Origin of the sequence: Bradyrhizobium embrapense, assembly GCF_001189235.2 — a bacterium.
In the GTDB taxonomy this organism is placed as follows: domain Bacteria; phylum Pseudomonadota; class Alphaproteobacteria; order Rhizobiales; family Xanthobacteraceae; genus Bradyrhizobium; species Bradyrhizobium embrapense.
In genome coordinates this window covers 64621-90155 of sequence record NZ_LFIP02000004.1, presented here as the reverse complement: position 1 = coordinate 90155, position 25535 = coordinate 64621, and the positions used below count along the sequence as shown (strand labels likewise).

Below are 25535 nucleotides of genomic sequence, written 5' to 3'. Positions count from 1 at the left end.
TCAGCCTGCCCGATCGAGCGTCAGGCGCATGCCGTCATAGGCCGGGATCACGCCGGCCGGCAGACTCTGCCGCAGCACCTCGTAGTCGAGGTCGGAATGCATGTTGGTGATCACCGCGCGCTTCGGCTTGAAGCGCTCGATCCACGACAGCGCGTCGGCAACGCTGAAATGGCTGGGATGCGGCGCATAGCGCAAGCCGTCGACGATCCATAGCTCGAGTCCTTCGAGCGCCGGCCAGCTCTCCTTGGGAATGTCGTGCAGATCGGGCGTGTAGGCGGCATCGCCGATGCGATAGCCGAGCGCGGGGATCCTGCCATGCTGCACCAGGAAGGCCTCGAGCTCCAGCGGACCGCCCTTCCCCTGCACCGCGTGGCTCTCGCCGGCCTCGATCGAATGCCGGGTCAGGATCGGCGGATAGTCGCTGCCTTCCGGCGAGATGAAGCAATATGAGAACCGCGCCATGATGTCCTTGGCGGTCGACTGGTTGAAGTAGACTGGGATGCGGCGGCGCTGATGCAAAACCACGGAGCGCAGATCGTCGATGCCGTGGGTCTGGTCGGCATGCTCATGCGTCAGGAACACCGCGTCGATATGCTCGACGTTGGCGTCGATCAACTGCTCGCGCAGGTCGGGCGCCGTATCGATCACGACCCGCGTGGTGCCGTGCTCCATGGTGCGCTCGGCCATGATCGAGCAGCGGCGGCGGCGGTTTTTGGGATTGCTCGGATCGCAGGCGCCCCAGCCGAGCGCCGGGCGCGGCACGCCGGCGGATGAGCCGCAGCCCAGGATTGTCAGTGTCAGCGTCATGCAGCAACCTTCGGCGCCGGCACCTTGGAGAACAGCCGGAAGAAGTTTTCGGTGGTCTGCCGCGAGATCTGCTCGAGCGAGACGCCGCGGGTTTCGGCGAGCACCTTGGCGACCTCGACGACGTAGGACGGCTCGTTGCGCTTGCCGCGGAACTTGCCGGGCGCAAGATACGGCGCGTCGGTCTCGACCATGATGCGATCGGCCGGCAGCTCGGCAGCAAGTGCGCGCAGGGCGTCCGACTTCTTGAAGGTCAGGATGCCCGTGAACGAGATCGACAGTCCGAGCGCGATCGCCTTCATGGCGAGCTCGCGGCCGCCGGTGTAGCAGTGCAGCACGGCCTTGAACGGGCCCTTCGCGACTTCGTCCTCCAGGATGCGGCCGCAATCCTCATCGGCCTCCCGGGTGTGGATGACGAGCGGCAGACCGGTTTCGCGCGCCGCCGCGATATGCGCGCGAAAGCCGCGCTCCTGGGCCTCGCGCGAGCCGTGCTCGTAGAAATAATCGAGCCCCGCCTCGCCGAGCGCCACGACCTTGGGATGCCTGGTCAGCTCGATCAGTTCGCTCGCGGGAATGCCGTCCTCTTCGTCGGCATGGTGCGGATGGGTGCCGACCGAACAGTAGACGTCGGGAAACCGCTCCGTGATCGCAAGCAAACCGCCGAGCCGCCTCACCCGGGTCGAGATCGTGACCAGGCGACCGACGCCGGCCGCTGCGGCGCGGCCGACGATCCCGTCGAGATCGTCGGCGAAATCAGGGAAATCGAGATGGCAGTGACTGTCGACCAGCATGAATTTCGAACCACTCATTCGGTCTTCGGTTCCACGTAGCGCGGAAACACGCCGACCGGCGCCGGCAGAACCGTGCCCGGCTTGATCCGCTCCGCGATGGCCGCGAAGTTGCGCGCATCGGCAGGGACGCCGAGGCTGTCGAGCATCTTGCCGCAGGACTCCGGCATCACGGCCTGCGCCATGATCGCGATCTGGCGCACCACTTCAGCGGTGACATACAGCACCGTCTTCTGGCGCGCCGGATCGGTCTTCGCCAAGGCCCACGGCGCCTCGCCGGCAAAGTAGCGGTTGGCCTCGGCGACCACCGCCCACACCGTGTTGAGCCATTGATGGATCTGCTGCGTCGCCATTGCGGTCCGTGACGTCTCCAGCATGGCGTCGGCTTGCGCCAGGATCGCCTTGTCGTTGTCGCTGAACCCGCCCGGCTCCGGCAGCACGCCGCCGAGCTGCTTGGCGATCATCGACAGCGAACGCTGCGCCAGATTGCCGAAATCATTGGCGAGGTCGGCATTGATGCGCGCGACGATGGCCTCGTGGTTGTAGTTGCCGTCCTGGCCGAACGGCACCTCGCGCAGGAAGAAATAGCGCACCTGGTCGACGCCGTACTGATCGGCCAGGTTGAAGGGATCGACCACGTTGCCGACCGACTTCGACATCTTCTCGCCCCTGTTGAACAGGAAGCCGTGCGCATAGACGCGCTTCTGCACGGGAATGCCCGCCGACATCAGGAAGGCCGGCCAGTACACCGCGTGGAAGCGGATGATATCCTTGCCGATGATGTGGACGTCGGCAGGCCAATAGCGCCAGTGCTTGTCGCTCTCGTCGGGAAAGCCGACGCCGGTGATGTAGTTAGTCAGCGCGTCGACCCAGACATACATCACGTGCTCGGGATCATCTGGGACCTTGACGCCCCAGTCGAAGGTGGTGCGTGAGATGGAGAGGTCCTTCAGCCCGCCGCGCACGAAGCTCATCACCTCGTTGCGGCGCGAATCCGGGCCGATGAAATCGGGCTGGCTCTCGTAGAGGTGCAACAGCTTGTCCTGATAGGCCGAGAGCTTGAAGAAATAGCTTTTCTCCTCGACCCAGTCGACCGGCGTGCCCTGCGGACCGCGGCGGACATTGTCCTCGCCGACCGTGGTCTCATCCTCGGCGTAATAGGCTTCGTCGCGGACCGAGTACCAGCCTGCATAGGTGTCGATATAGATGTCGCCGTTGTCAGCCATACGCTGCCAGATTGCCTGGCTGGAGCGGTGGTGCTGTTCTTCCGAGGTGCGGATGAATCGGTTGAACGAGACGTTGAGCCGCTCGTCCATCTCCTTGAAGCGGGCAGCGTTGCGGGTCGCAAGGTCGTGCGGCGTCATGCCCTCGCCGGCCGCGGTCTGGATCATCTTCTGCCCGTGCTCGTCGGTGCCGGTCAGGAAGAACACGTCCTTGCCGTCGAGCCGCTGGAAGCGCGCCAGTGCATCGGTCGCGATCGCCTCATAGGCGTGACCGATGTGAGGTTGGCCGTTCGGGTAGGCGATCGCGGTCGTGATGTAGTAGACGTTGCTGCGGTCCGCAGCAGGTGCCGGGACGGACGCGCGCGGAGTCGCTGCGGGTTTCGGTTGCTTGGGCGCGCGAACCGTTGCCGCCTTGGGAGCCTTCTCGGCGGCCGGAGCTCTCGGCGCCGCAGGCTTCTTTGCGGACGAAGCCACGGCTGCAGCGGCTGGCTTCTTCGGCGGCGCCTTGCGGGCCTTCGCGGCAGCCTTCTTAGCAACCTTCTTGACGGCCTTTTTTGCGACCTTCTTGGCCGCAGATTTCTTCACGCCCTTGGCGCCCGTCTTGGACTTGGCGGCCTTCTTCGCCTTCTTGATGACGCGCACACCCTTCTTGGTCTTGGCAGCGCGCGACTTCGCCGTGGCTTTCCTGGTCGCGCGAGCGGGCGATGCCTTCTTCGTCTTCTTGGCTTTTGTCGACGATGTCTTCTTAGCAGTCGCCACCACGGAATCCTTTGCAGATCGAAACGAGATTGTCGGGAGTGTTGTCAGGCGGATGTGTCTTCGGACGAGTAAGTTTTCGGACGAGTGCGCTTTCAGACTTGGCGTCTATCGGGTCGCGTCCGCGAGCATCGAAAACACCGAGAAAACCAGCGGCTTGCGCTCCAGATTGTAGGCTTCGGTATCGCGCGCGGCGCGGACGATCTTTTCCCATACCTCCGCCAGCCGTGCAAGGCGCGGCAGATTGGCGTTGGCGTCGCTGGTGCGCATGCGCTCGCTCATCCAGCGATCGATGCCGTCGATGAAAGCGGCAAGCGCGACGCGATCGCTGGTACCGAGCGCATCACCCAGTGCATGCAGCTCACGCGGATCGACGCTCGGCAGCGTCGCCAGCAGCGCGGCGGTGCGCTGTTGCAGCTTGAGCGCGTCGCCACCGAGCAACGATAGTGCCCGCCCCACGCTGCCTTCCGAGGCGGCCGCGGCGTCAGCCAGCGCAGGATCATCAGGGGCCATGTCGGTTGCGGCCGCGGCCGCGCGCAACACATCGCCCGTCTCCAGCGGCCGCAGCAGCAATTTGCGGCAGCGGGACAGGATGGTCGGCAGCACCCGTGACGGCGCGTGGCTGACCAAGAGGAACAGCGACTGCTGCGGCGGCTCCTCGAGGATTTTCAGCAGCGCGTTCGCGGCATTGGGATTGAGCTCGTCGACGGTGTCGACGATGCAGACGCGCCAACCATCCACTGCGGCGGTCGAGCCGAAGAACGAGATCGTCTCGCGCGTCTCGTCGACCGTAATCACAGTGCGCATCACGCCGCGGTCGTTGAGGCCGCGCTCCAGCACCAGCAGACCGCCGTGCGCACCGGCGGCAATCTGCCGCGCCACCGGATCGGACGGATCGACCCGCAGCGTCGGCGCTGCCTGGACCTGCGATGACTTCGGATTGCGGAATGCGAGCACAAACCGCGCCATGCGATAGGCCAACGTCGCCTTGCCGATGCCCTGCGCGCCGCCGATCAGCCAGGCATGCGGAATTCGTCCGCTGCGATAGGCATCGAGCAAGGCGGTCTCCGCCTCGCGATGCCCGAACAGATCGGCGGTTTCGCGCGGGTGGCGAGCGGGGCTCTCCTGTTCGACCTTGCGTGCGCTCATGCCGGTGTGTCTGCCGTGAGCGTTGCGCGCAGATGCTCGCGCAGCGCGGCCCATATCCTCGCCGCGACCGTGTCCTGATCCGCCGTCGCATCGATCAGCACGCAGCGCTCCGGGTCTTCGGCCGCGATCCGGCGGTAGGCGTCACGCAAATCCTGATGGAACTTGATGCCCTCGGCTTCGAAACGATCCGCCGTGGCATTGCCGCGGCGCATGGCGGCGCGTTGCAGTCCGACCTCGACCGGCACATCGAGGATGAACGTGAGATCGGGCTTCAGATCGCCGATGGTGACGCGCTGCATGGCATTGACGAGGCCGGCCGGCACCTGCCCGAGCTGGCCTTGATAGGCGCGCGTGGAATCGAAGAAGCGATCGCACAGCACCCAGATGCCCTGGTTGAGCGCCGGCAGGATCACGGTACGGACATGGTCGTCGCGCGCGGCGGCAAACAGCAGCGTCTCGGCCTCCGGTCCCAGCAGTTTGCCCATCCCCGACAGCACGAGGTGGCGGATGATCTCGGCGCCGGGCGAGCCGCCGGGCTCGCGGGTCACGATCACGCGTAGTTTGGCGACGTCGAGCCGTTCGGCGAGCTTGCGGATCTGGGTCGATTTCCCCGATCCCTCGCCGCCTTCAAAGGTGATGAAGCGACCGCGCAAGCTCGGCCGTTGGACTGCTGCTTCCGCCATCTCAGAGCTTCTCGACCCCTGCGCGGAACATTCCGATCACGAGCTCCTGGGCACCGTCGAGCGCGCGGCGCATCGTCGATCCCGTGCCGACGGCATCGGCCGCGAATACCGGAGTCTCCATCGCGACATTGCCGCCGCGCCAGACCCGGACGACGCCGATCTGCTGACCGGCGGTGATCGGGGCCTTGACCGGCCCGCTATAGATGACGCGCGCGAGCAGCTTGTCGTTGCCGTTCTTCGACACCATCACCTTGATCGGATCGGGGCTGACCAGCTTGACCGAGCGGCTCTCGCCGCCGAACACCCGGGCATAGCCGACCGGCTGGTTGGCCGCGATCAGGACCCGGGTCTCGAAGCTGCGGAACCCCCATTCCAGCATCTTCTTGGCTTCGGTGGCGCGGTCTTCGGAATCCTCGAGGCCGTTGACCACGACGATCAGCCGCGTGTCGTTCTGCACGGCCGAGCCGACCATGCCGTAGCCGCCTTCCTTGGTGTAGCCGGTCTTCAGGCCATCGGCGCCGGGCAAGGCGTTCAGCAGCGGATTGCGGTTCTGCTGGCGGATCTTGTTCCAGGTGAACTCCTTCTCGCCGAACAGCTTGTAGCGGTCCGGGTAGGTCAGGATGATGTGACGCGCCAGCACGGCGAGTTCCCGCACCGTCATCTTGTTAGTCGGGTCCGGCAGTCCGTTGGAATTGCCGAAGGTCGACCTGGTCATGCCGAGCTCGCGGGCGCGCTTGGTCATGAAGTCGGTCGCAAAGGTATGCTCGTTACCGGCGATGCCTTCGGCGAGCGCGATGCAGGCGTCGTTGCCGCTCGGGATGATCGCGCCGTGCAGGAGGTCGTCGACCGAGACCTTGCTGTTGATCGCCGCGAACATCGTCGAGGTCCCGGACGGCGCCCCACCCCGCCGCCAGGCATTCTCGCTGATCCGGTACTCATCGGTGAGCTTGATGTCGCCCTTCTTGATGGCGTCGAACACCACCTCGGCGGTCATCAGCTTCATCATGCTGGAGGGCGCGCGCAGCTCGTCGGCGTTCTTCTCGAACAGCACGCTGCCCGAGGATGCCTCGACCAGGATCGCGGTCGGCGCATCGCCGTCGAATCCGCCCTCGTCCTTCTTGGCGCCCTGGACGCTCTGGTTGGCGGCATAGACCAACCCGCCGCAGCCGATCGCCAGCGCGACCGCAGCCGCGACCAGGCCACGCCAGCACCGCCCGGCGCGAGCTGACAACGTGCGGGGAACTGCGGTCTGGGCTGCCATCGGCGATGTCCTGAAAGACTGCGTTCTAACAGCTGGAAGTATCGCAAACAACTGAGGTTTCGCCGCTTGTGCACGGTCGGCTGGATTGCCGGCTGCGCTGAACGCCCGTATCCTTGTTCGTCATCTTTGGAACCAGCTAGCGACAGCAGAACCGGCAAACAAGGCGGAAACGCGAATGTCATCCTCCCGCATCATTTCCGCCAACGGCATCGACATATTCGTGCGCGAGGCCGGGCAAGGTCCACTGGTCGTGCTCTGCCATGGCTGGCCGGAGCTGTCCTACTCATGGCGGCACCAGATCGCAGCACTCGCCGCGGCAGGCTTTCGGGTCGTCGCCCCCGACATGCGCGGCTTCGGCCGGACCACCGCGCCGGCCGATGTCGGCGCCTATACGATCTTCGATACCGTCGGCGACATCGTCGCACTTGTGGCTGCGCTCGGCGAGCAGCAGGCGATGGTCGTCGGCCACGATTGGGGCGCGCCGGTGGCCTGGCACGCGGCCATGTTCCGCCCTGACATCTTCACCAAGGTCGCCGGCCTCAGCGTGCCGCCGCCGTTCCGAGGCCGCGGCCGTCCGTTGGAAACCCTGCGCGAGAACGGCGTCACGAATTTCTATTGGCAGTACTTCCAACCGCCCGGCGTGGCCGAGGCCGAATTCGAGCGCGACATCGCCCACACCATGCGGCTGGTGCTCGGACGCGGTGTCTCCGATCCGAGCTCGATGTTCGTCGACGAAGCTAAGGGCTTCCTCGGCAAGCTGCCGGCCGGAATCCCGCTGCCGGCCTGGCTGACCGAGGCCGACATCGCCGAATTCGCCGAGGGCTACCGGCAGTCCGGCTTTCGCGGCGGCCTGAACTGGTACCGCAATCTCGATCGCAATTGGGAGCTGACCGCGCCCTGGCAGGACGCCCAGATCCATCAGCCGTCGCTGTTCATCGCCGGCTCGAACGATTCGGTGATTACCGGGCTGATCGGTGCGAAGCGCGTCGCGGACATGGAACGTGTGCTGCCGAACCTGCGGCTGAAGCTGATCATCGAGGGCGCCGGCCACTGGATCCAGCAGGAGCGCCCCGACGAGGTCAATGCGGCGCTGATCGCATTTCTGAAGTGATCAGGCCAAAAGCCTGATTCGCAACGACTTGATCCAGTAAGCGGCTTTGTTCAGTAGAGCCCGCGCCCGCTCAGCACTTCAGCCGGCCCACGCGCGTCGATCGGCACATAGGCTGCGGCCGGGCTCGGGGCTGCAGCGTAGCGGGCGTCACCCTCGTAGGAGACTTCGCGCGGATTGTTCGCCACACGGCGGTGCGACCGGCTCGAGGCCGACATTTCCGAGGTGGCGTTGACCGAGGCGTAGTCGGCCTGGGTGTTGCCGAGGCTGTAGGGCCGCCCCTCCGGCAGCGGAACGTCGCCGCGGACCCGGCCCGACGAGGACGACATCTCGGGCACGAACGGCCGGGCCGAGGCGACCCGGACCATCGACGGGGACGGCGCCGGCGTACCGGTGCGCAGGGTCGCCATCAGCTGGCGGTCGTCGGAACCTTCGAGCGGTGCCCGGCCGACATATTCGACCCGCACGCGTGCGACGCCATTGCCTTTGAATTCAAGCAGTTCCGCGGCTTTGTTCGAGACGTCTATGAGGCGATTGCCGTGGTACGGGCCGCGGTCGTTGACGCGAACGACGAGCGATTTGCCGTTGCTCAGATTGGTGACGCGGGCGTAGCTAGGCATCGGCAAGGTCGGATGGGCGGCCGTGAGCGAGCCCATGTCGAACACCTCGCCGTTGGCCGTCAGCCGGCCATGGAAATCATCGCCGTACCAGGACGCCATGCCCTCGGCGCGATAGTTCTCGTTCTCCTCCGGCACATAGGTGCGGCCGGCGACGACATAGGGCTTGCCGATGCGGTAGGTGCCGCCGCCCTTCGGCACGGGGTCACCGAGCGCCACGACGCGCGGGCTCGAGGAGACGCCATATTTGGGATCGATCCGGCTGCTGAGCTGGTTCGAGGAGGCGCAATTGGCAAGCACAAGGCACGAGGCCACCGCAACGGCGCCGCGCGCCGTCCGGATCATCGAATCTGGCCGTCTAATCCCCATCTGCCCCAAGTACCATTCTGCGCGGACCCGCGCCTGCTGCGAGGCGTCGGGATCGATTCTGTCACTGTGCGGCCCACCTCCGCACCGGATGGTGAAGATATCGCAACCGGAACACGGCGGAAATGGGGTGAGCCTTAACGCTATGGCACCTTGGTAAATTGCCTGTTGCGTCGCCTCAGTTGTTCTACGGAGACCGAACCGCCCAAAACGCCCTCGCCTGTCCCGCTATCAGACACACTGTTGCAGCAAATCATCAGTCGGGGCGCTTCTTCAATTCCAACAATTGAATCTTTTTGACTGTGCAAGGCTGCAATCGTTTTCTCTCGGACGTGGGGCGCAAAGGAAGTTTGCGATGATCGAGACGGTTACAGCGGTGATGGGCCTGGTGAGTGCGGCGATCTTCTTGGCGCACGCTGTGGAAGGCTATCGGTACCGGGCCTGACAGTCCGTTGAAGGCGGAAAGACGCGTCACCTCTTTCCAGGAGTGAATGTTCGGAAAGCTTTAATCAATTCGGATGAGCATCGGTTGAAGGCAGGTGTATCATGCGTAGTCACGATTTGGTCTCCGACGGATTTCTGACCCTGACCGCAGCAAGCCTCGTGCTGCTGTGCTCGAGCCTGCTGGCCTTCGCTTTCGGTTGAACCAATGATGCCGTGGGCGCCGTCTGCGCCCATGCGACACGGCCTTGACCACCCTCACCTCATCGCGCGCCGATCGAACCTTGGCTTCAGTCTTCGAGTGCTGGCGATTGCGGCCCAGCACGTGCCGGGCGGTCCGATCTCCACAGCACAGATCCGTGGTCTTTCCCAGCGTCAGTCCTGATGCACCCTCCACCTCCCAGGAGAGCATTCGCGAATGACCGACTCGGTAAGAGAGGGAACGTCCGCCCTGCTCGTCAGCACGGATGGCCGGCTGCTGATGCAATTGCGCGACGACCTTCCCCACGTTACCGATCCCGGCAAGATCAGCCTGTTTGGCGGCCGGCGGGAGGGCAGCGAGACCTTCCTGGAATGCGTGGTGCGCGAGATCCACGAGGAGATCGGCTATTACCTGCCGCCCGAGCGTTTTGAGCTGATCGGTCGCTATTTCGGACCGGATCATTCGACGCCGGGCGGCACCCTTCGCGGCGAGGTATTCCTTGCGCGGGACGTGCCGATCGACCGGTTGAAGGTCACTGAAGGCCGCCTCGAGATCGTGGCCGTGGGTGGCCTCGAGCGCATCAGCGGCAGGCTCGCACGGCCGGCGGAATATGCGCTGGCGATCTTCCTGAAGCGCGAACCGACTACCTGAGCGATGAAACCAGGCCGCGGACGAGATCGTCGATCATCGGCAGCGCGACCGCGGGCTGGGCAACATCGATATCGTGCACATGCCAGTAGGTTACCTTGTCGGCGACCTCGGGGAACCGCCGCTCGATGAGCGGACGATGCTCGGCCTCCTTGAGCGCGATCACCAGGTCCACGCCGTCGAAATCAGCCAATGAACATGGCTGCGGATAGCGCGCCGCGCCCTCCGGAACGATGCCGTTGGCGCGAAGCCGGTCATCAGCAAACACCGACATGGCGCCGACATTGTCGGGCGAGCCCCGTTCGGCGGCGCCTCTCGATGAGGCGCGCCACGGCAGGTTTTCGCCGCGCGCAAGATGATTGAACAACTCCTCTGCGTATCGACTGCGGTAGTAGTTGCCGGTGCAAAGGAAGAGGATGCGCTTCATGGACATCATGATGGCCAATGGCGGTGGTTGCGGTCAACCGTGGTGCGTGCAGGCTTGTCGTCGCGCTCACACGCGGTCGGTTCGCCGCTGGCGGACCGAGCAGACGGCCCACTTCGCTCCGACGTTCTCGCCACGTTCGCGTTGGTTCGGCGGCGCCCGATCCGAATGATCCGGAAGGGTGGCCGCGTAACGGAAACGGCCTCAGCATGGGGATTGCTGAGGCCGTCATTCCGTCTGCTGGGGGCGCGGGCGCCAGTCAGTAGGCCGCCTCGATTCAGCAGAGCGCCGGTACATCCGCGGCAGCCCGAATTGTACTCGACGTCGGAGCGTGCTTGCCGAGGTCTCACGGGGTACCCCGCAGGGCGCATCCGGCAGCCCATGTCCTGCGTCGCACTACTACCGCAACGTAAGTCCCCAGAAGGCGATGAGCAGCAAGGCGCAGGCGCCCAGTCCCATCAGCGGCACGACGGCTTCCAGCATCATGGCCGAATCAACTCCGCCCGTAGCCCAAGCATGCGCGCGAGCGCAGCGTTTGTCGTCGTCCACCTCTGACGCCACCGCAATAAAAACGGCCTCGACGCAGGGCGCATCGAGGCCTCATGCAATCTCCCGCAGTCGGAGTTGGGGCAACTGAGACGGCCAGCTTAGGTCGATCGCAAAGCAGGCCGACGGATAGCCCCTCGGATGGCGTCAGCCAGCACGACCCCTCCGTCGACCTGGTGGCCGGGCGAGCGATCGCGAACGATGACGAAAATGAAGGGAGGAACGCTCCTGGGCCGTTCCAGCGAGCGCTGCTCGCAGAATCATGGCGCACGCTCGAGCATTCGAGGCGACGGGTACGCCTAAAACTTACGTCCGGAGGAGTCCATCTTTTTGCATTCCCCGCTGACTGTGAGGGATTTCCGTTCCGTCGACAGGGTTTTGGTAGCCTTGCCTGACTGCCGGGAAATAGTGATCGAAAGCGAAGCCGTGTGATCCTTTCCACCGATGGTAATGTCTGTCGGGCCATCGAATGAGAAGGAATCTGGGTTCACTCGCCAGCCCGTTGCTGTATCGACGTAGTACTGGAGGGTCGATGCGGCCATGGTCCAATCATCGGTAGAGGCAAGCGGAAAATCGCACTCCAATGATGCGACCAGCGTTTGCGCGTGACCTTCCAAGGTCAACGCTCCCAAGGCCAGAAGCGATAGAAATCCATTCCGTATGACTTGCACCTAACAACTCCTCGAAGCGGCTTATCGTCAAATCGATCGGCGATCTCCTTGTGGCGCGCCTGAAGCGCCCCACTCCATGTAAGCAATCTTGCCCTCTGCATCGAATTCCATATTCGCAGTCGTCGCTCCACGCGGTGTACGAACGATATCGACGTCCCGTTCAGGACTGGCTTGAGATCGCTCAGCCCGGACGGAACGCAGTCGTCCAAACGCTCTTTCCAGAAGGCCATCAATAGGCGTCCGGCCAATCGATCGCTGCGGCCATCGGCTCAAAGGACATATTTCCTCACCTACATCCGTATCGTAGCTGAGGAATAGAGCGCTTCCAGGAGGAACCGATACCTGGAAAAATACTGCCCGGGTGAAAGCTACCTCAGCTGGCGGCGGCGTTCAAAAGCCGCTGCTGGAAATCAATTGGTCGCGCGCCCGCTACGCCCGACCGAACCCACCGTCGGCGGCATCGCAGTTTCGTGAGAAATCCCCGATGTGCACATACTCCGAATTTGACGGTCGCTGCGAACCGACAGTCATCGTGGCGTCGATTCTTGCTTGTAGAGTGATGACGGTAACCGGCGCGAAAGCGCCTCCGAGACACAGGGGGCGTAAATGGATGAACGAAAGATTGCGATGTTGCGCGTGCATGAGCAAAACATCGAGCATTACCGAGGGTTGCTTCGCACCAGGCTTAGCGAAGTCGAGACTCACTTCATCGAGCAGCGCTTATCCGAAGAGCGTTTCGCAATCGAGATGCTGAAGTTTATGACCCGTGGGGACACATCACCCAGGACGGATCTGTTCGTATAAGACGACACCACATACCCCTTCGGTAGTAACCCGTTTTGCGAGGCGAACCCTGGCACGCCTTGTGCCAACCCCTCACATGTCGGGATTTTGCACATCCTTCCCGGGGGCCAGGATCAACGCCGCCAGCGAGCATTTTAAGTCTGGCGGCATTGTTGCGCGTAAGCTCAGGTCATGCCCCTCACGCGAAAGCCGATCGATCCGGCCGCAATTCGCCGGCCAGTTCGCAGCGGACACGCACGCCGATCAAGAAGCGCTACGGCAAAGAATGGCCCGGAGCGACTTCCCAGCCCAACGCGGGTTCCACAACCTCCGGCAATCCGTGCATCCGAGCTGATCGATGCCAGCGTAATACGTTACTGTCTCAATGCGCTTTGGGCATGTGAGGCCGGACATCACCTTGCGCGTCTACGTCCACTTGTTTAGGAACGACGACGGCAAGGCGGCGGCGATCCATGCGATGCTGGCGCGTTAGCTGCCCAAATCGGGTGCCAATTTCGCGGTTCGTGCTCTTGAGTCTGCCGCTAAGCACTTGAAACTGTTGGTTTGGAAGGGTGGCCGAGTGGTTTAAGGCACCGGTCTTGAAAACCGGCGTGCCCGCAAGGGTACCGTGGGTTCGAATCCCACCCCTTCCGCCAGTACGTCCATCCTCCACACGCTGTTGATTTCGTTACATTCTACGACAATTGGCTAGAAACCCACGGTCGAAATCCACGGTGGAAGTGAAGATCGGTAGCCATACTTCAGTTTTGCCTTAAGCTCTGTCCCCAAATTCGATGCAACCCATGAGGGGCAAAGATGAATCGGAGCGGCACTATTGGTGTTGTGACGATTGTTGCAGGATGGTCTTTCTGCGGTCTGCTTGTGTCGGCGCAGGCTACGACGTTCCAAAGTTATCATTGCTCCGACGACACCCGGTTCACCGTCGGATTCTATCCACACGACCCGCACGCATATGTGCATTTCCTCGATGGGCGAGAGACGTTTAGGTTGCGGAAACGGCTTGCGTTTTCCGGTGCGCGCTACTCGGCAAACCGCGTCGTTTTGAAGATCTCGAAGTCGGGTCACACCACAATCAAGCGTCCAAGGCGCCCAGAAACCGCCTGTGAATTGATGTCCACGCGTGGCAGCTAGCGCACGCCGATGCACATCACTGGCTTAGCTAACCACGAGCACACGGCCCACGCCTTGATGCAAAACTGCTGTGTGCTCAGGGTTTCGTCGAAGAGGCTTGCCCGCCCGTCACCTCGGAAATTCGCCTTACAATCCCGTCTAGCGCGGTGCGAACGGAATCGTTGGTATAGGGATCGTCTGGGTGCGGCGGAGACCCCTCCCTGTTGAAATAAGGCCGCTCTCCCATACGTCGTCCCCATTCGACGTCGGCTTGGCGGACAAGTTCTTCAAGGCGATCATCTGAGGCTAGAACCCGCTGGCAATAGTCGGCCAAGGCGCGGAGCGGCTGATCTAGGTTGTTAAGCAGCAGCACGCTTCCTTTGAGTTGGCGCGGTAGGAGTGCCTGCAATGCTCCCGTCGAATCGATAAGATTGCTTCGCAACCATGTATCGATCTCTATCTCGGCCGCCTGCACTCTGGAAACCGCGGAGCCGCCTTTCATCGCGCCCGGACCAAGCATCCGCCCGATGGCTTCCTTCGCCGTGAACTTTCGCCCTTGGCGGATTTCGCGTTCAAGTTCGGCTTCCGCTTTGGAACGCTTGTCGTCATCGCTCATCGAATTGCCCTTTCGCAAGCCCAAGGCCGAGTGCGGCAATGCGGCGGAAGCACACCCTTTCGCCTAGCATGTGACGCCGTCTCTGATCGCTTCGAGCCCGCCGTTTGAATACCGGCGATCGTGCGAGATAATGCCGCCACCGCCGTGTACAAGAGCACACCTTCACCCCCCCTTAACATGAGGGGGCGCTAAGGCTCGTCGAACGTCTCATTTGGCTGAGACCGTTCGTGACTTGTCCTCTCCGAGTTGCTGTCCTTGCGCAAGTCTGCGCTCCAACATGCCCATGACGGTGTTTATTGCGTCGAACGCTCTCGAATGGGAGTCGTCTCCTCCCAGATGCGTCAGATCGAACACCAGGATTTTCTGGCGCGCAATCGCACTCCTGTATGGTTCCTCCTCTGGATTGATGTCTCCCACGCGGTTTGTCCCTCCCGAAATCGACTTTGGGATTTTTAGGGCGACATCATCCTGGGACAAGAACAAGCCGATGCGGGGGCGCCGGGAGCCCATTCCTTCGACAACGTTGATGAACTCGTCAAATGCAACGTCGGGCGCGACCATCGCTACGTTCTTCAGCTTCGACATCGTTCCCCTGCGCGGTGCTTTCACGCGGAGTGCATCAAGAGTCACCAGGCAGCCCATGGAGTGGCACACAAGGGTGATCTCGTTGACGCTGAGATTCAAGGTCACGACATCCAACAGCAGGGCCAACGACACGCCCGATTGCATCGCGACCTTGCGGTCGTGCTCATATGAACCAAGGTTTGCCGCTCCCTGCGACGGCCACGAAAAAAGAACTGGAATAACTGGAAGCCCGCCGTCCTGGACGAACTGGGCGTAGCGGTACACCGCGTCATCGAAGCGATTGTTGAATCCATGAATGAAGATCATTGCCTTGCTGCGATGCTTTGACCTGGCCACGGTAGTGACGGCTTTTTCGAACGCGGCGCGATCCAGATAGTCCGCCGACGTCGTCACGAAGTCTTTGCGTGGGTCGCCTGGAGGGGATATCGGCCACTGTATTTCACCGACCGTACGAGAACCATCTGATGGAATGGAAATCGTGACTTGGCCAAACGCCAGCTCGTTCGACGCCTCTCGGCTAAACATCTCACCAGCGTCGCCGCTAGATCGAGCCCGCGTCGTTCCGACAAGGATGGGTACTTGCGTGGCGGCTTCGACCATCTCGTCGCTTGGCACCAGAACCCCTTGCAGGGGCCGGATCGAGCAAGAGCAGCAGGTCGAGACCGCCAGCAAGGCAATTGCAACTTGAAAGGAAGCGACAGTTCGGACCCGTAGATGCATCCGTCGTGCGCCTTTCCCGTTCGGCTGTTGTCGCTTCGCAGATCTATAAATCCCCGACTTTACGGACGGCCCTCAGCTGTTCCGCTCGCTTATTCCGCTAAAGCAGGCGCCAAAATAGCCGGCGTAGAGCGGAGGCATTTCCAGATTCATTGAGTGGCCGACGCCCGGCACTACGGCAAGCCGGCAGTCAGGCATCGCCGCGGTCATCTTCTGAAGGTCGGCTAGCGCAATCCAGCCATCTCGCTCTCCCCAGACAACGAGATGGGAGTGCCTGATTTCGGACATCCGCCGCTCGAGCTCGCGGCTCTCCCGTTCGCGCGTGAGATTGACTGGGGTGCCAATCCAGACTCCTTCAGAGACGCCAGCCGTCTGATCCAGGATTCGCTCGAACAGGAATTGGATTGCCCCCAGTCCGTCGCGGAACTTGGGCACACCATTCGGCACCATGCTATCTGGAAGGAACAAAGATGATGCAGCCGTTGCCATCACCGCGCGCGTCAACTCACGGCTCGCCATCATCGCACGAAAAAGGTCGATCTGCTCTGCGTTGAAAGCCAACCCGAGGGGCGTCACAGGATCGAGCGCAAGCACTCGCCCGAACCGCTCTGGCTGCATCAGCAGCATGCGCGTCGCGATGATGCCGCCGGTGGAGTGTGTTGCCAGATGACAGAACGGGATCTGCAGCGCATCGAGCGCGGCCAGCATGTCGAGCGCGTGTTGCTGCATTGAGTAGTTGGCGTAGCCGAGCGACGCGGCTGGGCGATCGCTGTCGCCACAACCACGCCAATCGATCCCGACGACCCGAAGGCCGGTCGGGAACAAGGGAGCAGCGAGCTCGATCCAGTCCTTGCTGGCGAGATTGCCATGGATAAAGACGACGGTGGTGTCGCCCTCGCCCCACTCCCGCCAGCCAAGGCTGACATCTCCGGCACGGACTTTGGGCATCGCTACGGACTTGTTCTCTCAATTCGCGACACAGCTTCAGATCTACTTGTTCAACCCGGCGGTCGGATTCGGTCCATCCGGCGTTGGTGCCACAGCCATCGCCGAAACCACACCGTTGATGAGGCGGTCTGTCTCGATCGGTGAACTGGTGTCGAGATTGCCCGTGAGCACGAAATCAGTGACGTCGGCGGGAAACTCCACCGGGTTGTCGGTATGGATGAAATGCCCCGTATCCGGATAGATCTTCAGGAGTGGGCGATTGTTGGCGCGCGTCATCCGCGTCATGAACGGCGTGATGATGTCACGACCCAGGTCCTTCAACCCATTGAAGGGGGTCCCAGGAATGAAAGGTTCCTTGTCGCCGAAGGCTAGAAAGATCGGGGCCTTGATATCGGTCAGCCGCCGATAAAGGTTCTTCGGATCATCCTGCTGCAGCTCGGAAACCATGCCGTAGATGTCGAGGATGTACACATTGGCCCATTGCTCGAGCTCTTTCGGATTCGCCTTGGTCAGGCCGACGCGCTGCTCGGTATGGAACCGTGCATACTCGCTGTCGTTCATGAAGTAGCCACTCTTGCTGCGGCCAACCACGCCGGTGACCGGATCGCGTTTCTTGAAATAGAAGAAGTCGCGAACATTCTGCTCCGGACGAGCGATTTCGTTCGCCAGTATCTGCGTCGGTCCCCACACTTCCTTCCATTTCTCGAAATTGCCCGCAAGCGAGGCGTCGAACAGCTTTGCGGTCTTGCCCGGCGCAATCGTGACTTCGCGCGGATATTCCTCAAGGCCCGCAGGCGCTTCGAGCACCAGGCTCCTGACGGCTCCGGGATATGTCAACGCATAGCCCAGGATCAGTTGGCCACCCAGGGAATGCCCAAGGTAGGTCGCCTGCTTGACCTTGAGCTGGTCGACGACGAGGTCGTAGACCACTTCCCGCATGTCCTGCATGGTCCGCGCCGGGCTCTTGTCGAGGTTTCCGGGACCTGACATGCCATAGTGCGGCAGATCGGGTGCGATCACCCGCAGCCCGCTGCGCAGCGCATACTGCATGATATTGCCGTAGTGGCCGGCGAATGCTCCCTTTCCGTGGATGATGACCAGGACCTTCGGATCCTTGTCGGTGCCGTAGTATTCATCCATGTAGCCGATCTGCCAGGTGGTGCCCTTGGCGTCCTTGGCGTTGGCGTATTTTACGGGATAGGGATAGGTGACGTAGTCCTTCCAGAAGGATTTCTTTGGATCGATGTCGGATGCCACGCCCGGCGTACGGAAGTTCTTGTCGACAAATTGCTGCGCCTTATCGAGGCTGGCAACATCATCCATGAACGACACAAATTTCGGATCGTTCTTGTGGCCATTGATGATAGAAAATACGCCGTAGTGGGCGACCGGGCTCTCCTCGGCAATCAGATCAGCGCCCGGGATGTTTTCGACCGCCTTCTCGGCGAGCTTGAAGTTGAGCCACAGGTCGTTCTTGATGTGCATGACCAGCGTGCGCGACTGGATGCGGCCGAGATCATTATTAATGTTGTGGAGCTCGCCAACCCGATTGCGCCATACCAGATCAACGGCATCATACAGCTTCGATCGATTGATCACGCTGAGTCCGGCCTTCTCGTTCGGCGGATCCCAATAGAAGATTTCGGGCTGCACCGCGGTGAACGACTGCGTGGTCCGGTACGACAAATCATAGCCGGTCAAGCCGAGTACCGACCAGCCGAACGCCATACCCATCAGCGGGTGCTTCTCTTTGGGCAGGTTGTAGTAGTCCCCCTTGGTCTGCTGCCAGACCGGATCGGACTGGATCGCCGCTGTCATCAACTGGAACGTCCAATTTCCGACGGGATCGCCGGCGTCCGACTGCGTGGTGCCGCCGATCGGCATCAGCGCGCTGACATATTCCGGATGCATGACGCCCCAGACGTAAGTCTGCGTGCCACCCATCGAGACACCAGCGGCGAGCGCGACCCTTGCGATCTTCAGATGATCGCGAAGCATTCGGTAGTTTGCCTGCACCATATCGAAATAAGTGTACTGCGGGAATTTGATCCCAAGACCATCCGAGGGCTTGCTCGCACCCCAGGTGCCGAGCGGATCGACCATGACGACGTAATAGCGATCGGTATCGATCGGACGGCCCGGTCCGATGATCGGGACGCCGCCCGAAAGCGCGGCACCCTTGACCCACTGCTCGTACATATCGGTGGAATCGCCGGAGTAATAGGAATTGATAACTACCGCGTTGGTGATCTCGCCAGCAGCGTTGCGCCGTGGCGTACCGATCGCGATGTAAGCGGTACGCAGCTTTCCTCCGCCCAGTGATTCAAGGGTGACGCCCCCCTCACCACCATTCTCCCACTTGGCAGGATTGGCCAGGTCATACTTGCCGCCGAGCTTGAAGTTGGCAATCTCGTAATATTGCTTTAGGCCGTCATGCTGGACTTGCGACGAGCGGCGCGTAAATGGCTGGGCGGTCGCGACCGAGGCGCTTACGGCGAGCAACAACAATCCAATGAAAAGACGCTTCATGGAAAGCCTCCCTGACCAGATTTTAACGAGATTTCTGCCGGATGTGCGCGACCGACATTGACCTAGGTCAAGGGAGTGATCATGCGGCCATCCCAGTTTGGCGATAGAAAGCATCGGGCAAGTGAAGCGAATGCCGTTCCTGTCGCATGGCTCGCACCGCATCCGTTACGAACTGGACGGCCCGACGGACGCGCCGGCCTATGTGCTAGTTAACGGGCTTACCCAGTATTCAGAGCTTTGGGCGGCCTATCGGGACGCGCTGATCGGCAAGGGATTCCGCGTCGCGACTTTCGATCTGCTTGGCCAAGGCGCCTCGACAAAGCCGGAACTGTTCATCAGCCAGCACGATCAGGTTGAGGCACTTGAGCACCTGATTGAAGCACTTGGCTCCGGTCCAATATTCCTCGGCGGCATCAGTTTCGGTGCACTGATCGCGCTGCGCTACGCGATCCTGCGCAGCGACAGGCTGTCGGGGCTGGTGCCCATGAGCGCCTTTGCAGAAATGTCGCCGCAGCTCCTTTTGCTAGGCAATGCGCTGCGCACCGGACTGATCCTGGGCGGAACCAGCTATCTGCAGGACCTGCTGCTTCCGATGAATCTCTCAGACGCGTGGCTCAAGCCACTGCTCGGCAATCTCGACGCAGTGAAGCGACAGGGCTGGTTGATCAACGATGTCTATGCCGTGCAGAACTTGATGGAATCCTTCCTTGATTTTGAGCCTCTTACGCCACAACTGGCGTCAATCAAGACGCCGACGATGATCCTCAATGGTGAATTTGACTTCCTCACCCCACGTTCGCTGCACGAAACCCTGCGCACTCACATTGCCGACAGCTCACTGGTCATCGTCCCCAATGCCTATCACGCCTTCACACTCGAAAAAGCCGCACTGACCGCCGACCTGCTCGCACGCTTCGCCGAAGACGTCCTGGCCGGGCGCTGGCAGGGCAGACAGGCGGTATGGATTGCACCCGACGAAGCGGGTGGCGAGATGACGCCGTTTCCGGCCGGCTTCGATCACCTGCGCGCAATTCCCGTGCAGAGGGCGGCGTCATGAATCCGTTTCTCGGTCCGCTCGACTCTTTAGGGCGCGTGCCGGCGCTGCAACAAACCCGGGTCGCTTCATTCCTGGTCTCGTTGCATGGCGCACTTGCGCGGCAGCTCGCTCTCACCCTGCCGGGTCAGTTCAATGCCGGCTGGCAAACAGAACTGAACACACAGCTGCATCGCGAGACGGAGATCGTTTCCCTTCTCTTGCGCGCGACCTCATGGATGCCGGATATCATGGTTTTCTACAACACCTTGATCTGGGAGGCCGCTTGGGTACCCACCCCGACGGCCGGCATCGCCGATCGGCGCCTTGCCACCACCATCGACATTGCGGCCCTTGGGCATGCCGCGCACGGCGCGATCCGGCCCGCCGCCCTCCTACCCGTCGAAGCGTCCACAGATGATCCATTTGTCGCCGCTTTGCGCCGGATCGAATTTGAAAGCAGCCGTCTGATCCAGGCACAGATCTATTTTCTGAAGAGTGACGAACTCAAATCCGTCCGCGACGCCGTCGGCGCGGCCGTGAATGACCGGCATCGACTGGTACGCAAATTGTGGGCGGATGTGCTGGAAAGCATCGGGATCAAGCCCCGCGCCGATGACGAATGACGCGGGCCTTGACCCAGATCAACGTTGCCGTCGTACCAAGCAGCAGTGTTCGCTGGATCATCCCACCTTTGATCGATTGCGGAGTCTGATCATGAAGGCCGTTTCCGCCGAAGAAGCCGTCGCGATGATCCCGAACAATGCGCGCGTCATGGTCGGCGGTTTCATGGGCGTGGGCACGCCCGAGCGCCTGCTCGACGAATTGGTCCGGCAAAAGAAGTCGGGCCTGACGTTGATCAGCAATGATGCGGCCACGCCTGGCAAGGGCGTCGGCAAGCTGTTCGATGGGGCGCAGGTATCGAGCATGATCGGCACCCATATAGGGCTAAATCCGAAGGCGCAGCAGCAGATGTTGGGCAAGCAGATCACGGTCGACCTGATTCCACAGGGCACTTTCGTTGAACGTATCCGTGCGGGAGGCTGCGGTCTTGGCGGCGTCCTGACGCCCACCGGCGTTGGTACCCTTGTCGAGGAAGGTAAGCAGAAGATCGAAGTCGACGGCAAACCGTATCTGCTTGAGACCGCCCTGCGGGCCGATTTCGCGCTGGTACACGCCTTCTTGGCCGACTACGCCGGCAACCTGTCCTATGCCCTCACCGCGCGGAATTTCAATCCGGTCATGGCGATGGCGGCAGACACCGTCATCGTCACTACCGAACACATTGTTCCGGTCGGCGTGATTGCTCCCGATCACGTCGTCACGCCAGGACCTCTGGTCGACTATCTCGTCGCGAATGGGTGAACCATGGATGCACAAACCATCATCGCGCGTCGCGTAGCGAAGGAATTGCAGCCGGGTAACCTTGTCAATCTCGGCATTGGGATTCCGACCTTGGTAGCGAACTACGTTCCAGCCGGGCTCAGGGTGTTCTTTCAGTCCGAGAATGGCTTGATCGGGACTGGCCCAATTCCCGAACAGGGCTTGGCCCATCCACTACTGACTGATGCCGGCGGCAAGCCCATCAGCGCATTGCCTGGCGCGGCGACCTTCGATAGTGCCATGTCGTTCGGCCTGATCCGTGGCGGCCATGTCGATATCACGGTGCTGGGTGGCCTCCAGGTCGATGCCGGCGGCCAGCTGGCCAACTGGATGATCCCGGGCAAGATGGTGCCGGGCATGGGCGGCGCAATGGACCTCGTCAGCGGTGCCAAGCGCGTCATCGTCGCGATGCAGCATGCGGCAAAGGGAAAGTCGAAGATCGTAGCCAGATGCAACCTGCCACTCACATCAGCGCGTTCAGTTGATCTTGTAGTGACAGATTTGGCGGTGATCGCGTTCCCCGGCGGCAAAGCGACCCTGCTTGAAACAGCGCCCGGCCTGACGGTCGCGGAGGTGCTGGCGGTGACGGAAGCAGAACTCGTGATTCCCGATACCGTCCCCGAAATGACGTTCTGACCAAAGCGAGCCGAAGCCATGAGGATTTTCAACGGATTCAACGAGCTCAAGTCGGCGGTTGGCACCGAAGTCGGAGTCAGCGACTGGATCGAGATCACCCAGGAGCGCATCGACAAGTTTGCCGACGCCACCTGCGACGAACAATGGATCCATGTCGACCAGGAGCGGGCCAAGGCCGAAATGCCCGGAGGTAAGACCATCGCCCACGGCCTCTTGTCACTGAGCCTGACCCCAATGTTCATTCGCTCGGTGATGGGCCTGAAGGGGTTGAAGAACACGCTGAACTATGGCGCGGACCGGATCCGGTATCTGGCGCCTGTTCCGGCTGGATCAAAGCTGCGTGGGCGGGTCGGCATTGCGGAAGCCGAAGACGTGCCGCCGAACGGCCTGAGGGTTCATTACCGCGTGGTGATCGAGATGGAGGGCGGTACCCGCCCTGCCTGCGTCGCGGAAGTCATCGGTCTGCACTACGCCTGAACCGTCACGGTGCGGCTCAGTCGATGATGTGGTAACCGCCATCGATATAGAGCACGCTGCCGGTGATCAGTTTTGCACCGTCGAGAGCCAGGAATGCCGTGGCGTTGCCGACGTCGTCGATGCTGACGAGGCTGCGCGTCGGCGCCTGCGACTGAGCCTTGTCCATCAGCTCGTCGAATTCAGGGATGCCGGATGCCGCGCGCGTGGCGAGCGGACCGGGCGAAATAGCGTGAACCCGAATGCCTTTCGGCCCAAGCTCGGCTGCGACGTAGCGTACCGCGGCCTCGAGAGCGGCCTTCGCGACACCCATGACATTGTAGTTCTTCACCACCATCTGGCTGCCGTAATAAGTCATGGTGAAGATCGTGCCGCCGTTCTTCATCAACGGCTCGGCCAGGTGCGCCATCCGCAGGAACGACCAGCAGGACACATCCATAGTCTTCTGGAAGCCCTCACGATCGACGTCGACGACGCGGCCATGCAGGGCGCCCTTCGGCGAGAAGGCGATCGAATGAAGCAGGAAATCAAGCTGGCCCCACTCCTTCTCGATCCGCTCGAACACCTTCTCGGTCTCTCCTTCGCCCATCACGTCGAGCGGCATGAAAATCGGGGATTCCAGCGCCTTGGCCAGCGGTTCGACGTGCTTCTTGGCCTTCTCGTTCAGATAGGTGACGGCGAGCTCGGCGCCGAGCGCCCGGAACGCCTTGGCACAGCCCCAGGCGATCGACTGGTCGTTGGCTATGCCGACGATCAACCCCTTCTTGCCTTTCAGCGCAACCTTGGTCTCGGGAAATACCGGGATGGTCATGACACTCTCCCGCGGTTCGGGTTTAGCGATTGCTGGTTCATCAGCAGCGTCAGCGTATGCTGCGCGATCATCAACTCTTCATCGGTCGGCACAACGTAGACCGGAATGCGACTGTCCGACCGTGAGATCCTAGTCGCATGCTTGCCATTCTCGACCGGATCGAGCGCGACGCCGAGCCAGGCCAGCCGCTCGGCGACCCGGCCGCGGATCGAAACGGAGTTTTCGCCGATCCCCGCGGTGAAGACGAAACCGTCGAGTCCTTCCATCGCAGCTGCCAGCATGCCGGCGCTGAGGCCGATGCGATAGACGAAATAGTCGATCGCGAATGCTGCGCGCGGGTCGGCGCTGGCCTCAAGCTCGCGCATGTCGTTGCTGACACCGGACAGGCCCTTTAAGCCGCAATCGCGGTAGAGGAAATCCTGAACCTGCGAAACCGACATTCCCTTCAGGGCGATCATGTATAGGACAACGCCAGGATCGATCTGGCCGGGCCGCGTTCCCATCGCGAGACCGTCAAGTGCTGTGAATCCCATCGTGCTCTCGACGCTCTTGCCTGTCTTGATCGCACACATCGAGGCCCCGCTGCCGAGATGGGCGACGATGATTCGTCCGCCGGCAATCTCGGGAGCCACCTGTGGCAGCCGCTTGGACACGTATTCGTAGGACAGGCCGTGGAAGCCGTAGCGCCTGATCCCTTCGTCGTAGAGCGCATGCGGAACGGCGTAATGGTCAGCCAGAGGATGATGGTCTCGGTGGAATGCTGTATCGAAGCAGGCGACCTGGGGCAGGCCAGGGAAATTGGTGAGCAGTGATTTGATAGGCGCCAGATTATGCGGCTGGTGCAACGGCGCCAGCGGCGCGTAGCGTTCCAGCCGGGTCACGACCGCGGGATCGATTAGCACCGGGCGCGCATGATCCGGCCCGCCGTGCACCACACGATGGCCGACGGCGACCGGTTTGATGTTGAGCTCGTCTCTCAGCCAGGCGCCGGCGACCGACATGGCGGCCGGAACATCGGCGACCGTCTTGACCGGATAGGCACGGTCGGCAACAGGCTCACCACTCGAACCGCTAGCGCGCAGCCGCGGCCGGCTGCCGATCCCGTCCATCTGGCCTTTCAGCTGCCGGCGAAGCCTGCCCTCGCCTTCCACCGCGAAGACCTGAAACTTCACGCTGGAGGAGCCGGCATTGACGACGAGGATCGTATCCATGGCGGTCACGCAGCGGCGATGGGCGCGCTGCGGCGTCGCGCATCCGCATAGAGTGCCGCTACCGCGGCTGAAGCCATACGGGACCGTGCGGAGTCGGCGCGCGAGGTCAGCACGACCGGCACACGGGCGCCGAGGACGATGCCGGCGCCGTCGGCCTTGGCAAAATAGGCCAGATTTTTCGCCAGCATATTGCCTGACTCCAGGTCGGGCACGACCAGGATTTGCGCCCTGCCCGCAACCTCCGACTTGATGCCCTTGATCCGCGCCGCCTCCATGTCGATCGCATTGTCAAAGGCGAGCGGGCCGTCGAGCAGGGCGCCGGTGATCTGCTTGCGGTCCGCCATCTTGCAAAGCGCAGCCGCTTCGATGGTTGACGGGATCTTCGACGTCACGGTCTCGACAGCCGACAGGATCGCGACGCGCGGCGTGGTACCGAAACCGGCCTGATTGTAGAGGTCGACAGCGTTCTGGATGATGTCGCGCTTGCCGTCGAGATCCGGGAAGATGTTGATGGCGGCGTCGGTAACGAACACCGTATCGGTGTAGGCCGGCACATCCATGACGAACACATGACTGATGCGTCGGTCGGTGCGGAGACCGCCGACCTTGGCTGTCACGCTGCGCATCAGTTCGTCGGTGTGCAGGCTCCCCTTCATCAGGACCTCGCCCCGGCCCTCATGGATCAGCTCGACGCCTCTGGCCGCCGCGGCGGCTTCCGTCGGCGGCGTATCGACAATCTCGTAACCGGAGATGTCCAGGTCATGCTTCGCTGCCATATCCCGAATCCGTGCCGCCGGGCCGACAAGGATCGCCTTGATGATCCCGGCTTGCGCGGAATCGATCGCACCGCGCAGCGAGCTCTCGTCGCAGGGATGCACGACGACGGTGGAAACTGACGGAACTCCCTTCGCCGTCGTGATCAAGCGATCGTACTTCGATCCCGGCCGGTTCTCGCTCGTTCCGGCTGCCGTGACATCCATTGCTCTGCTCC

25 protein-coding genes and 1 tRNA gene are annotated in these 25535 nt (G+C 62.0%); 10 read left to right on the top strand and 16 right to left on the bottom strand.

Features of this window, described 5'->3' with window-relative positions; translation table 11 throughout:
* The 6 genes from AKN83_RS19270 to AKN83_RS19245 form a co-directional block, all read right to left on the bottom strand.
* Positions 1-807, bottom strand: a complete 807-nt coding sequence (locus AKN83_RS19270) for an MBL fold metallo-hydrolase (RefSeq protein WP_050404509.1) — start codon at positions 805-807, stop codon at positions 1-3.
* Positions 804-1595, bottom strand: a complete 792-nt coding sequence (locus AKN83_RS19265; protein ID WP_050404508.1) for a TatD family hydrolase — start codon at positions 1593-1595, stop codon at positions 804-806. Before AKN83_RS19265 ends, AKN83_RS19270 begins: the two co-directional genes overlap by 4 nt.
* 14 nt (positions 1596-1609) lie before the next feature.
* Positions 1610-3577 carry a methionine--tRNA ligase gene (gene metG, locus AKN83_RS19260; RefSeq protein WP_157113468.1) on the bottom strand — a complete coding sequence of 656 codons (1968 nt, stop codon included), beginning with the start codon at positions 3575-3577 and terminating at the stop codon, positions 1610-1612.
* 102 nt (positions 3578-3679) lie between these two features.
* Entirely contained in the window at positions 3680-4720 is a 1041-nt protein-coding gene (locus tag AKN83_RS19255; protein ID WP_050404507.1) for a DNA polymerase III subunit delta', read from the bottom strand.
* Entirely contained in the window at positions 4717-5403 is a 687-nt protein-coding gene (gene tmk / locus AKN83_RS19250) for a dTMP kinase (RefSeq protein ID WP_050404506.1), read from the bottom strand. Before tmk ends, AKN83_RS19255 begins: the two co-directional genes overlap by 4 nt.
* A gap of 1 nt (position 5404) precedes the next feature.
* A complete protein-coding gene (locus tag AKN83_RS19245; protein WP_050404505.1) occupies positions 5405-6664 on the bottom strand; it encodes a D-alanyl-D-alanine carboxypeptidase family protein in 1260 nt (419 codons plus the stop codon).
* Between the two features lie 175 nt (positions 6665-6839).
* Here AKN83_RS19245 and AKN83_RS19240 point away from each other — a divergent pair, with 175 nt between their 5' ends.
* Positions 6840-7775, top strand: coding sequence for an alpha/beta fold hydrolase (locus AKN83_RS19240; protein ID WP_050404504.1), 936 nt, complete (start codon positions 6840-6842; stop codon positions 7773-7775).
* A 50-nt stretch (positions 7776-7825) separates the two neighbouring features.
* Here AKN83_RS19240 and AKN83_RS19235 read toward each other — a convergent pair whose 3' ends face one another.
* Entirely contained in the window at positions 7826-8758 is a 933-nt protein-coding gene (locus tag AKN83_RS19235; RefSeq protein WP_083992136.1) for a septal ring lytic transglycosylase RlpA family protein, read from the bottom strand.
* 856 nt (positions 8759-9614) lie between these two features.
* Here AKN83_RS19235 and AKN83_RS19230 point away from each other — a divergent pair.
* Entirely contained in the window at positions 9615-10049 is a 435-nt protein-coding gene (locus AKN83_RS19230; RefSeq protein WP_050404503.1) for an NUDIX domain-containing protein, read from the top strand.
* Here the strand turns inward: AKN83_RS19230 and AKN83_RS19225 are convergent.
* Positions 10042-10482 carry an arsenate-mycothiol transferase ArsC gene (locus tag AKN83_RS19225; protein ID WP_050404546.1) on the bottom strand — a complete coding sequence of 147 codons (441 nt, stop codon included), beginning with the start codon at positions 10480-10482 and terminating at the stop codon, positions 10042-10044. The two genes, AKN83_RS19230 and AKN83_RS19225, sit on opposite strands and share 8 nt — an antisense overlap.
* 833 nt (positions 10483-11315) lie before the next feature.
* Complete coding sequence (locus tag AKN83_RS19220) at positions 11316-11687, bottom strand: hypothetical protein (RefSeq protein ID WP_157113467.1); 372 nt, start codon at positions 11685-11687, stop codon at positions 11316-11318.
* Between the two features lie 606 nt (positions 11688-12293).
* Between AKN83_RS19220 and AKN83_RS39770 the strand changes: the two genes are divergently transcribed.
* The 3 genes from AKN83_RS39770 (at position 12294) to AKN83_RS42050 (ending at position 13622) form a co-directional block, all read left to right on the top strand.
* Positions 12294-12491 (top strand): hypothetical protein, encoded by a 198-nt coding sequence (locus AKN83_RS39770; protein WP_050404502.1) that lies wholly within the window; start codon positions 12294-12296, stop codon positions 12489-12491.
* A gap of 545 nt (positions 12492-13036) precedes the next feature.
* Positions 13037-13126, top strand: a tRNA-Ser gene (locus AKN83_RS19215).
* A 160-nt stretch (positions 13127-13286) separates the two neighbouring features.
* Positions 13287-13622 (top strand): MliC family protein, encoded by a 336-nt coding sequence (locus tag AKN83_RS42050; RefSeq protein ID WP_083992135.1) that lies wholly within the window; start codon positions 13287-13289, stop codon positions 13620-13622.
* Between the two features lie 76 nt (positions 13623-13698).
* On the opposite strand, the gene AKN83_RS19210 is transcribed toward AKN83_RS42050, so the two are convergent.
* From AKN83_RS19210 to AKN83_RS19195, 4 genes are all read right to left on the bottom strand, one after another.
* Entirely contained in the window at positions 13699-14217 is a 519-nt protein-coding gene (locus tag AKN83_RS19210) for a hypothetical protein (RefSeq protein WP_050404501.1), read from the bottom strand.
* 207 nt (positions 14218-14424) lie between these two features.
* Positions 14425-15402 (bottom strand): alpha/beta hydrolase, encoded by a 978-nt coding sequence (locus tag AKN83_RS19205; protein ID WP_244522027.1) that lies wholly within the window; start codon positions 15400-15402, stop codon positions 14425-14427.
* Positions 15403-15594: 192 nt separating this feature from the next.
* Positions 15595-16467 carry an alpha/beta fold hydrolase gene (locus AKN83_RS19200; protein ID WP_050404499.1) on the bottom strand — a complete coding sequence of 291 codons (873 nt, stop codon included), beginning with the start codon at positions 16465-16467 and terminating at the stop codon, positions 15595-15597.
* A 42-nt stretch (positions 16468-16509) separates the two neighbouring features.
* A complete protein-coding gene (locus AKN83_RS19195; RefSeq protein WP_050404498.1) occupies positions 16510-18996 on the bottom strand; it encodes an alpha/beta hydrolase in 2487 nt (828 codons plus the stop codon).
* Between the two features lie 130 nt (positions 18997-19126).
* Between AKN83_RS19195 and AKN83_RS19190 the strand changes: the two genes are divergently transcribed.
* From AKN83_RS19190 to AKN83_RS19170, 5 genes are all read left to right on the top strand, one after another.
* Entirely contained in the window at positions 19127-20053 is a 927-nt protein-coding gene (locus AKN83_RS19190) for an alpha/beta fold hydrolase (protein WP_050404497.1), read from the top strand.
* A complete protein-coding gene (locus tag AKN83_RS19185; protein ID WP_050404496.1) occupies positions 20050-20655 on the top strand; it encodes a hypothetical protein in 606 nt (201 codons plus the stop codon). Before AKN83_RS19190 ends, AKN83_RS19185 begins: the two co-directional genes overlap by 4 nt.
* 91 nt (positions 20656-20746) lie before the next feature.
* A complete protein-coding gene (locus AKN83_RS19180; RefSeq protein WP_050404495.1) occupies positions 20747-21394 on the top strand; it encodes a CoA transferase subunit A in 648 nt (215 codons plus the stop codon).
* 3 nt (positions 21395-21397) lie between these two features.
* Positions 21398-22048 (top strand): 3-oxoacid CoA-transferase subunit B, encoded by a 651-nt coding sequence (locus AKN83_RS19175; protein WP_050404494.1) that lies wholly within the window; start codon positions 21398-21400, stop codon positions 22046-22048.
* Positions 22049-22066: 18 nt separating this feature from the next.
* Positions 22067-22525 carry a MaoC family dehydratase gene (locus AKN83_RS19170; protein ID WP_050404493.1) on the top strand — a complete coding sequence of 153 codons (459 nt, stop codon included), beginning with the start codon at positions 22067-22069 and terminating at the stop codon, positions 22523-22525.
* A 16-nt stretch (positions 22526-22541) separates the two neighbouring features.
* Here AKN83_RS19170 and fabI read toward each other — a convergent pair whose 3' ends face one another.
* Genes fabI through AKN83_RS19155 form a run of 3 tightly spaced genes read right to left on the bottom strand, consistent with a single transcriptional unit; the run spans position 22542 to position 25524 of the window.
* Complete coding sequence (gene fabI / locus AKN83_RS19165; RefSeq protein ID WP_050404492.1) at positions 22542-23333, bottom strand: enoyl-ACP reductase FabI; 792 nt, start codon at positions 23331-23333, stop codon at positions 22542-22544.
* Complete coding sequence (locus tag AKN83_RS19160; RefSeq protein ID WP_050404491.1) at positions 23330-24544, bottom strand: acetate/propionate family kinase; 1215 nt, start codon at positions 24542-24544, stop codon at positions 23330-23332. The genes fabI and AKN83_RS19160 overlap by 4 nt, the downstream gene beginning before the upstream one ends.
* A gap of 5 nt (positions 24545-24549) precedes the next feature.
* Entirely contained in the window at positions 24550-25524 is a 975-nt protein-coding gene (locus AKN83_RS19155; RefSeq protein ID WP_050404490.1) for a phosphate acetyltransferase, read from the bottom strand.
* Positions 25525-25535: the final 11 nt, after the last annotated feature.

Excerpts from the sequence above, each read along its gene's own strand:
- AKN83_RS19270 (WP_050404509.1), bottom strand. The coding sequence starts at position 807 with ATGACGCTGACACTGACAATCCTGGGCTGCGGCTCATCCGCCGGCGTG.
- AKN83_RS19265 (WP_050404508.1), bottom strand. The coding sequence starts at position 1,595 with ATGCTGGTCGACAGTCACTGCCATCTCGATTTCCCTGATTTCGCCGAC.
- AKN83_RS19255 (WP_050404507.1), bottom strand. The coding sequence starts at position 4,720 with ATGAGCGCACGCAAGGTCGAACAGGAGAGCCCCGCTCGCCACCCGCGC.
- tmk (WP_050404506.1), bottom strand. The coding sequence starts at position 5,403 with ATGGCGGAAGCAGCAGTCCAACGGCCGAGCTTGCGCGGTCGCTTCATC.
- AKN83_RS19245 (WP_050404505.1), bottom strand. The coding sequence starts at position 6,664 with ATGGCAGCCCAGACCGCAGTTCCCCGCACGTTGTCAGCTCGCGCCGGG.
- AKN83_RS19240 (WP_050404504.1), top strand. The coding sequence starts at position 6,840 with ATGTCATCCTCCCGCATCATTTCCGCCAACGGCATCGACATATTCGTG.
- AKN83_RS19235 (WP_083992136.1), bottom strand. The coding sequence starts at position 8,758 with ATGGGGATTAGACGGCCAGATTCGATGATCCGGACGGCGCGCGGCGCC.
- AKN83_RS19230 (WP_050404503.1), top strand. The coding sequence starts at position 9,615 with ATGACCGACTCGGTAAGAGAGGGAACGTCCGCCCTGCTCGTCAGCACG.
- AKN83_RS19225 (WP_050404546.1), bottom strand. The coding sequence starts at position 10,482 with ATGATGTCCATGAAGCGCATCCTCTTCCTTTGCACCGGCAACTACTAC.
- AKN83_RS39770 (WP_050404502.1), top strand. The coding sequence starts at position 12,294 with ATGGATGAACGAAAGATTGCGATGTTGCGCGTGCATGAGCAAAACATC.
- AKN83_RS42050 (WP_083992135.1), top strand. The coding sequence starts at position 13,287 with ATGAATCGGAGCGGCACTATTGGTGTTGTGACGATTGTTGCAGGATGG.
- AKN83_RS19210 (WP_050404501.1), bottom strand. The coding sequence starts at position 14,217 with ATGAGCGATGACGACAAGCGTTCCAAAGCGGAAGCCGAACTTGAACGC.
- AKN83_RS19205 (WP_244522027.1), bottom strand. The coding sequence starts at position 15,402 with ATGGTCGAAGCCGCCACGCAAGTACCCATCCTTGTCGGAACGACGCGG.
- AKN83_RS19200 (WP_050404499.1), bottom strand. The coding sequence starts at position 16,467 with ATGCCCAAAGTCCGTGCCGGAGATGTCAGCCTTGGCTGGCGGGAGTGG.
- AKN83_RS19195 (WP_050404498.1), bottom strand. The coding sequence starts at position 18,996 with ATGAAGCGTCTTTTCATTGGATTGTTGTTGCTCGCCGTAAGCGCCTCG.
- AKN83_RS19190 (WP_050404497.1), top strand. The coding sequence starts at position 19,127 with ATGCCGTTCCTGTCGCATGGCTCGCACCGCATCCGTTACGAACTGGAC.
- AKN83_RS19185 (WP_050404496.1), top strand. The coding sequence starts at position 20,050 with ATGAATCCGTTTCTCGGTCCGCTCGACTCTTTAGGGCGCGTGCCGGCG.
- AKN83_RS19180 (WP_050404495.1), top strand. The coding sequence starts at position 20,747 with ATGAAGGCCGTTTCCGCCGAAGAAGCCGTCGCGATGATCCCGAACAAT.
- AKN83_RS19175 (WP_050404494.1), top strand. The coding sequence starts at position 21,398 with ATGGATGCACAAACCATCATCGCGCGTCGCGTAGCGAAGGAATTGCAG.
- AKN83_RS19170 (WP_050404493.1), top strand. The coding sequence starts at position 22,067 with ATGAGGATTTTCAACGGATTCAACGAGCTCAAGTCGGCGGTTGGCACC.
- fabI (WP_050404492.1), bottom strand. The coding sequence starts at position 23,333 with ATGACCATCCCGGTATTTCCCGAGACCAAGGTTGCGCTGAAAGGCAAG.
- AKN83_RS19160 (WP_050404491.1), bottom strand. The coding sequence starts at position 24,544 with ATGGATACGATCCTCGTCGTCAATGCCGGCTCCTCCAGCGTGAAGTTT.
- AKN83_RS19155 (WP_050404490.1), bottom strand. The coding sequence starts at position 25,524 with ATGGATGTCACGGCAGCCGGAACGAGCGAGAACCGGCCGGGATCGAAG.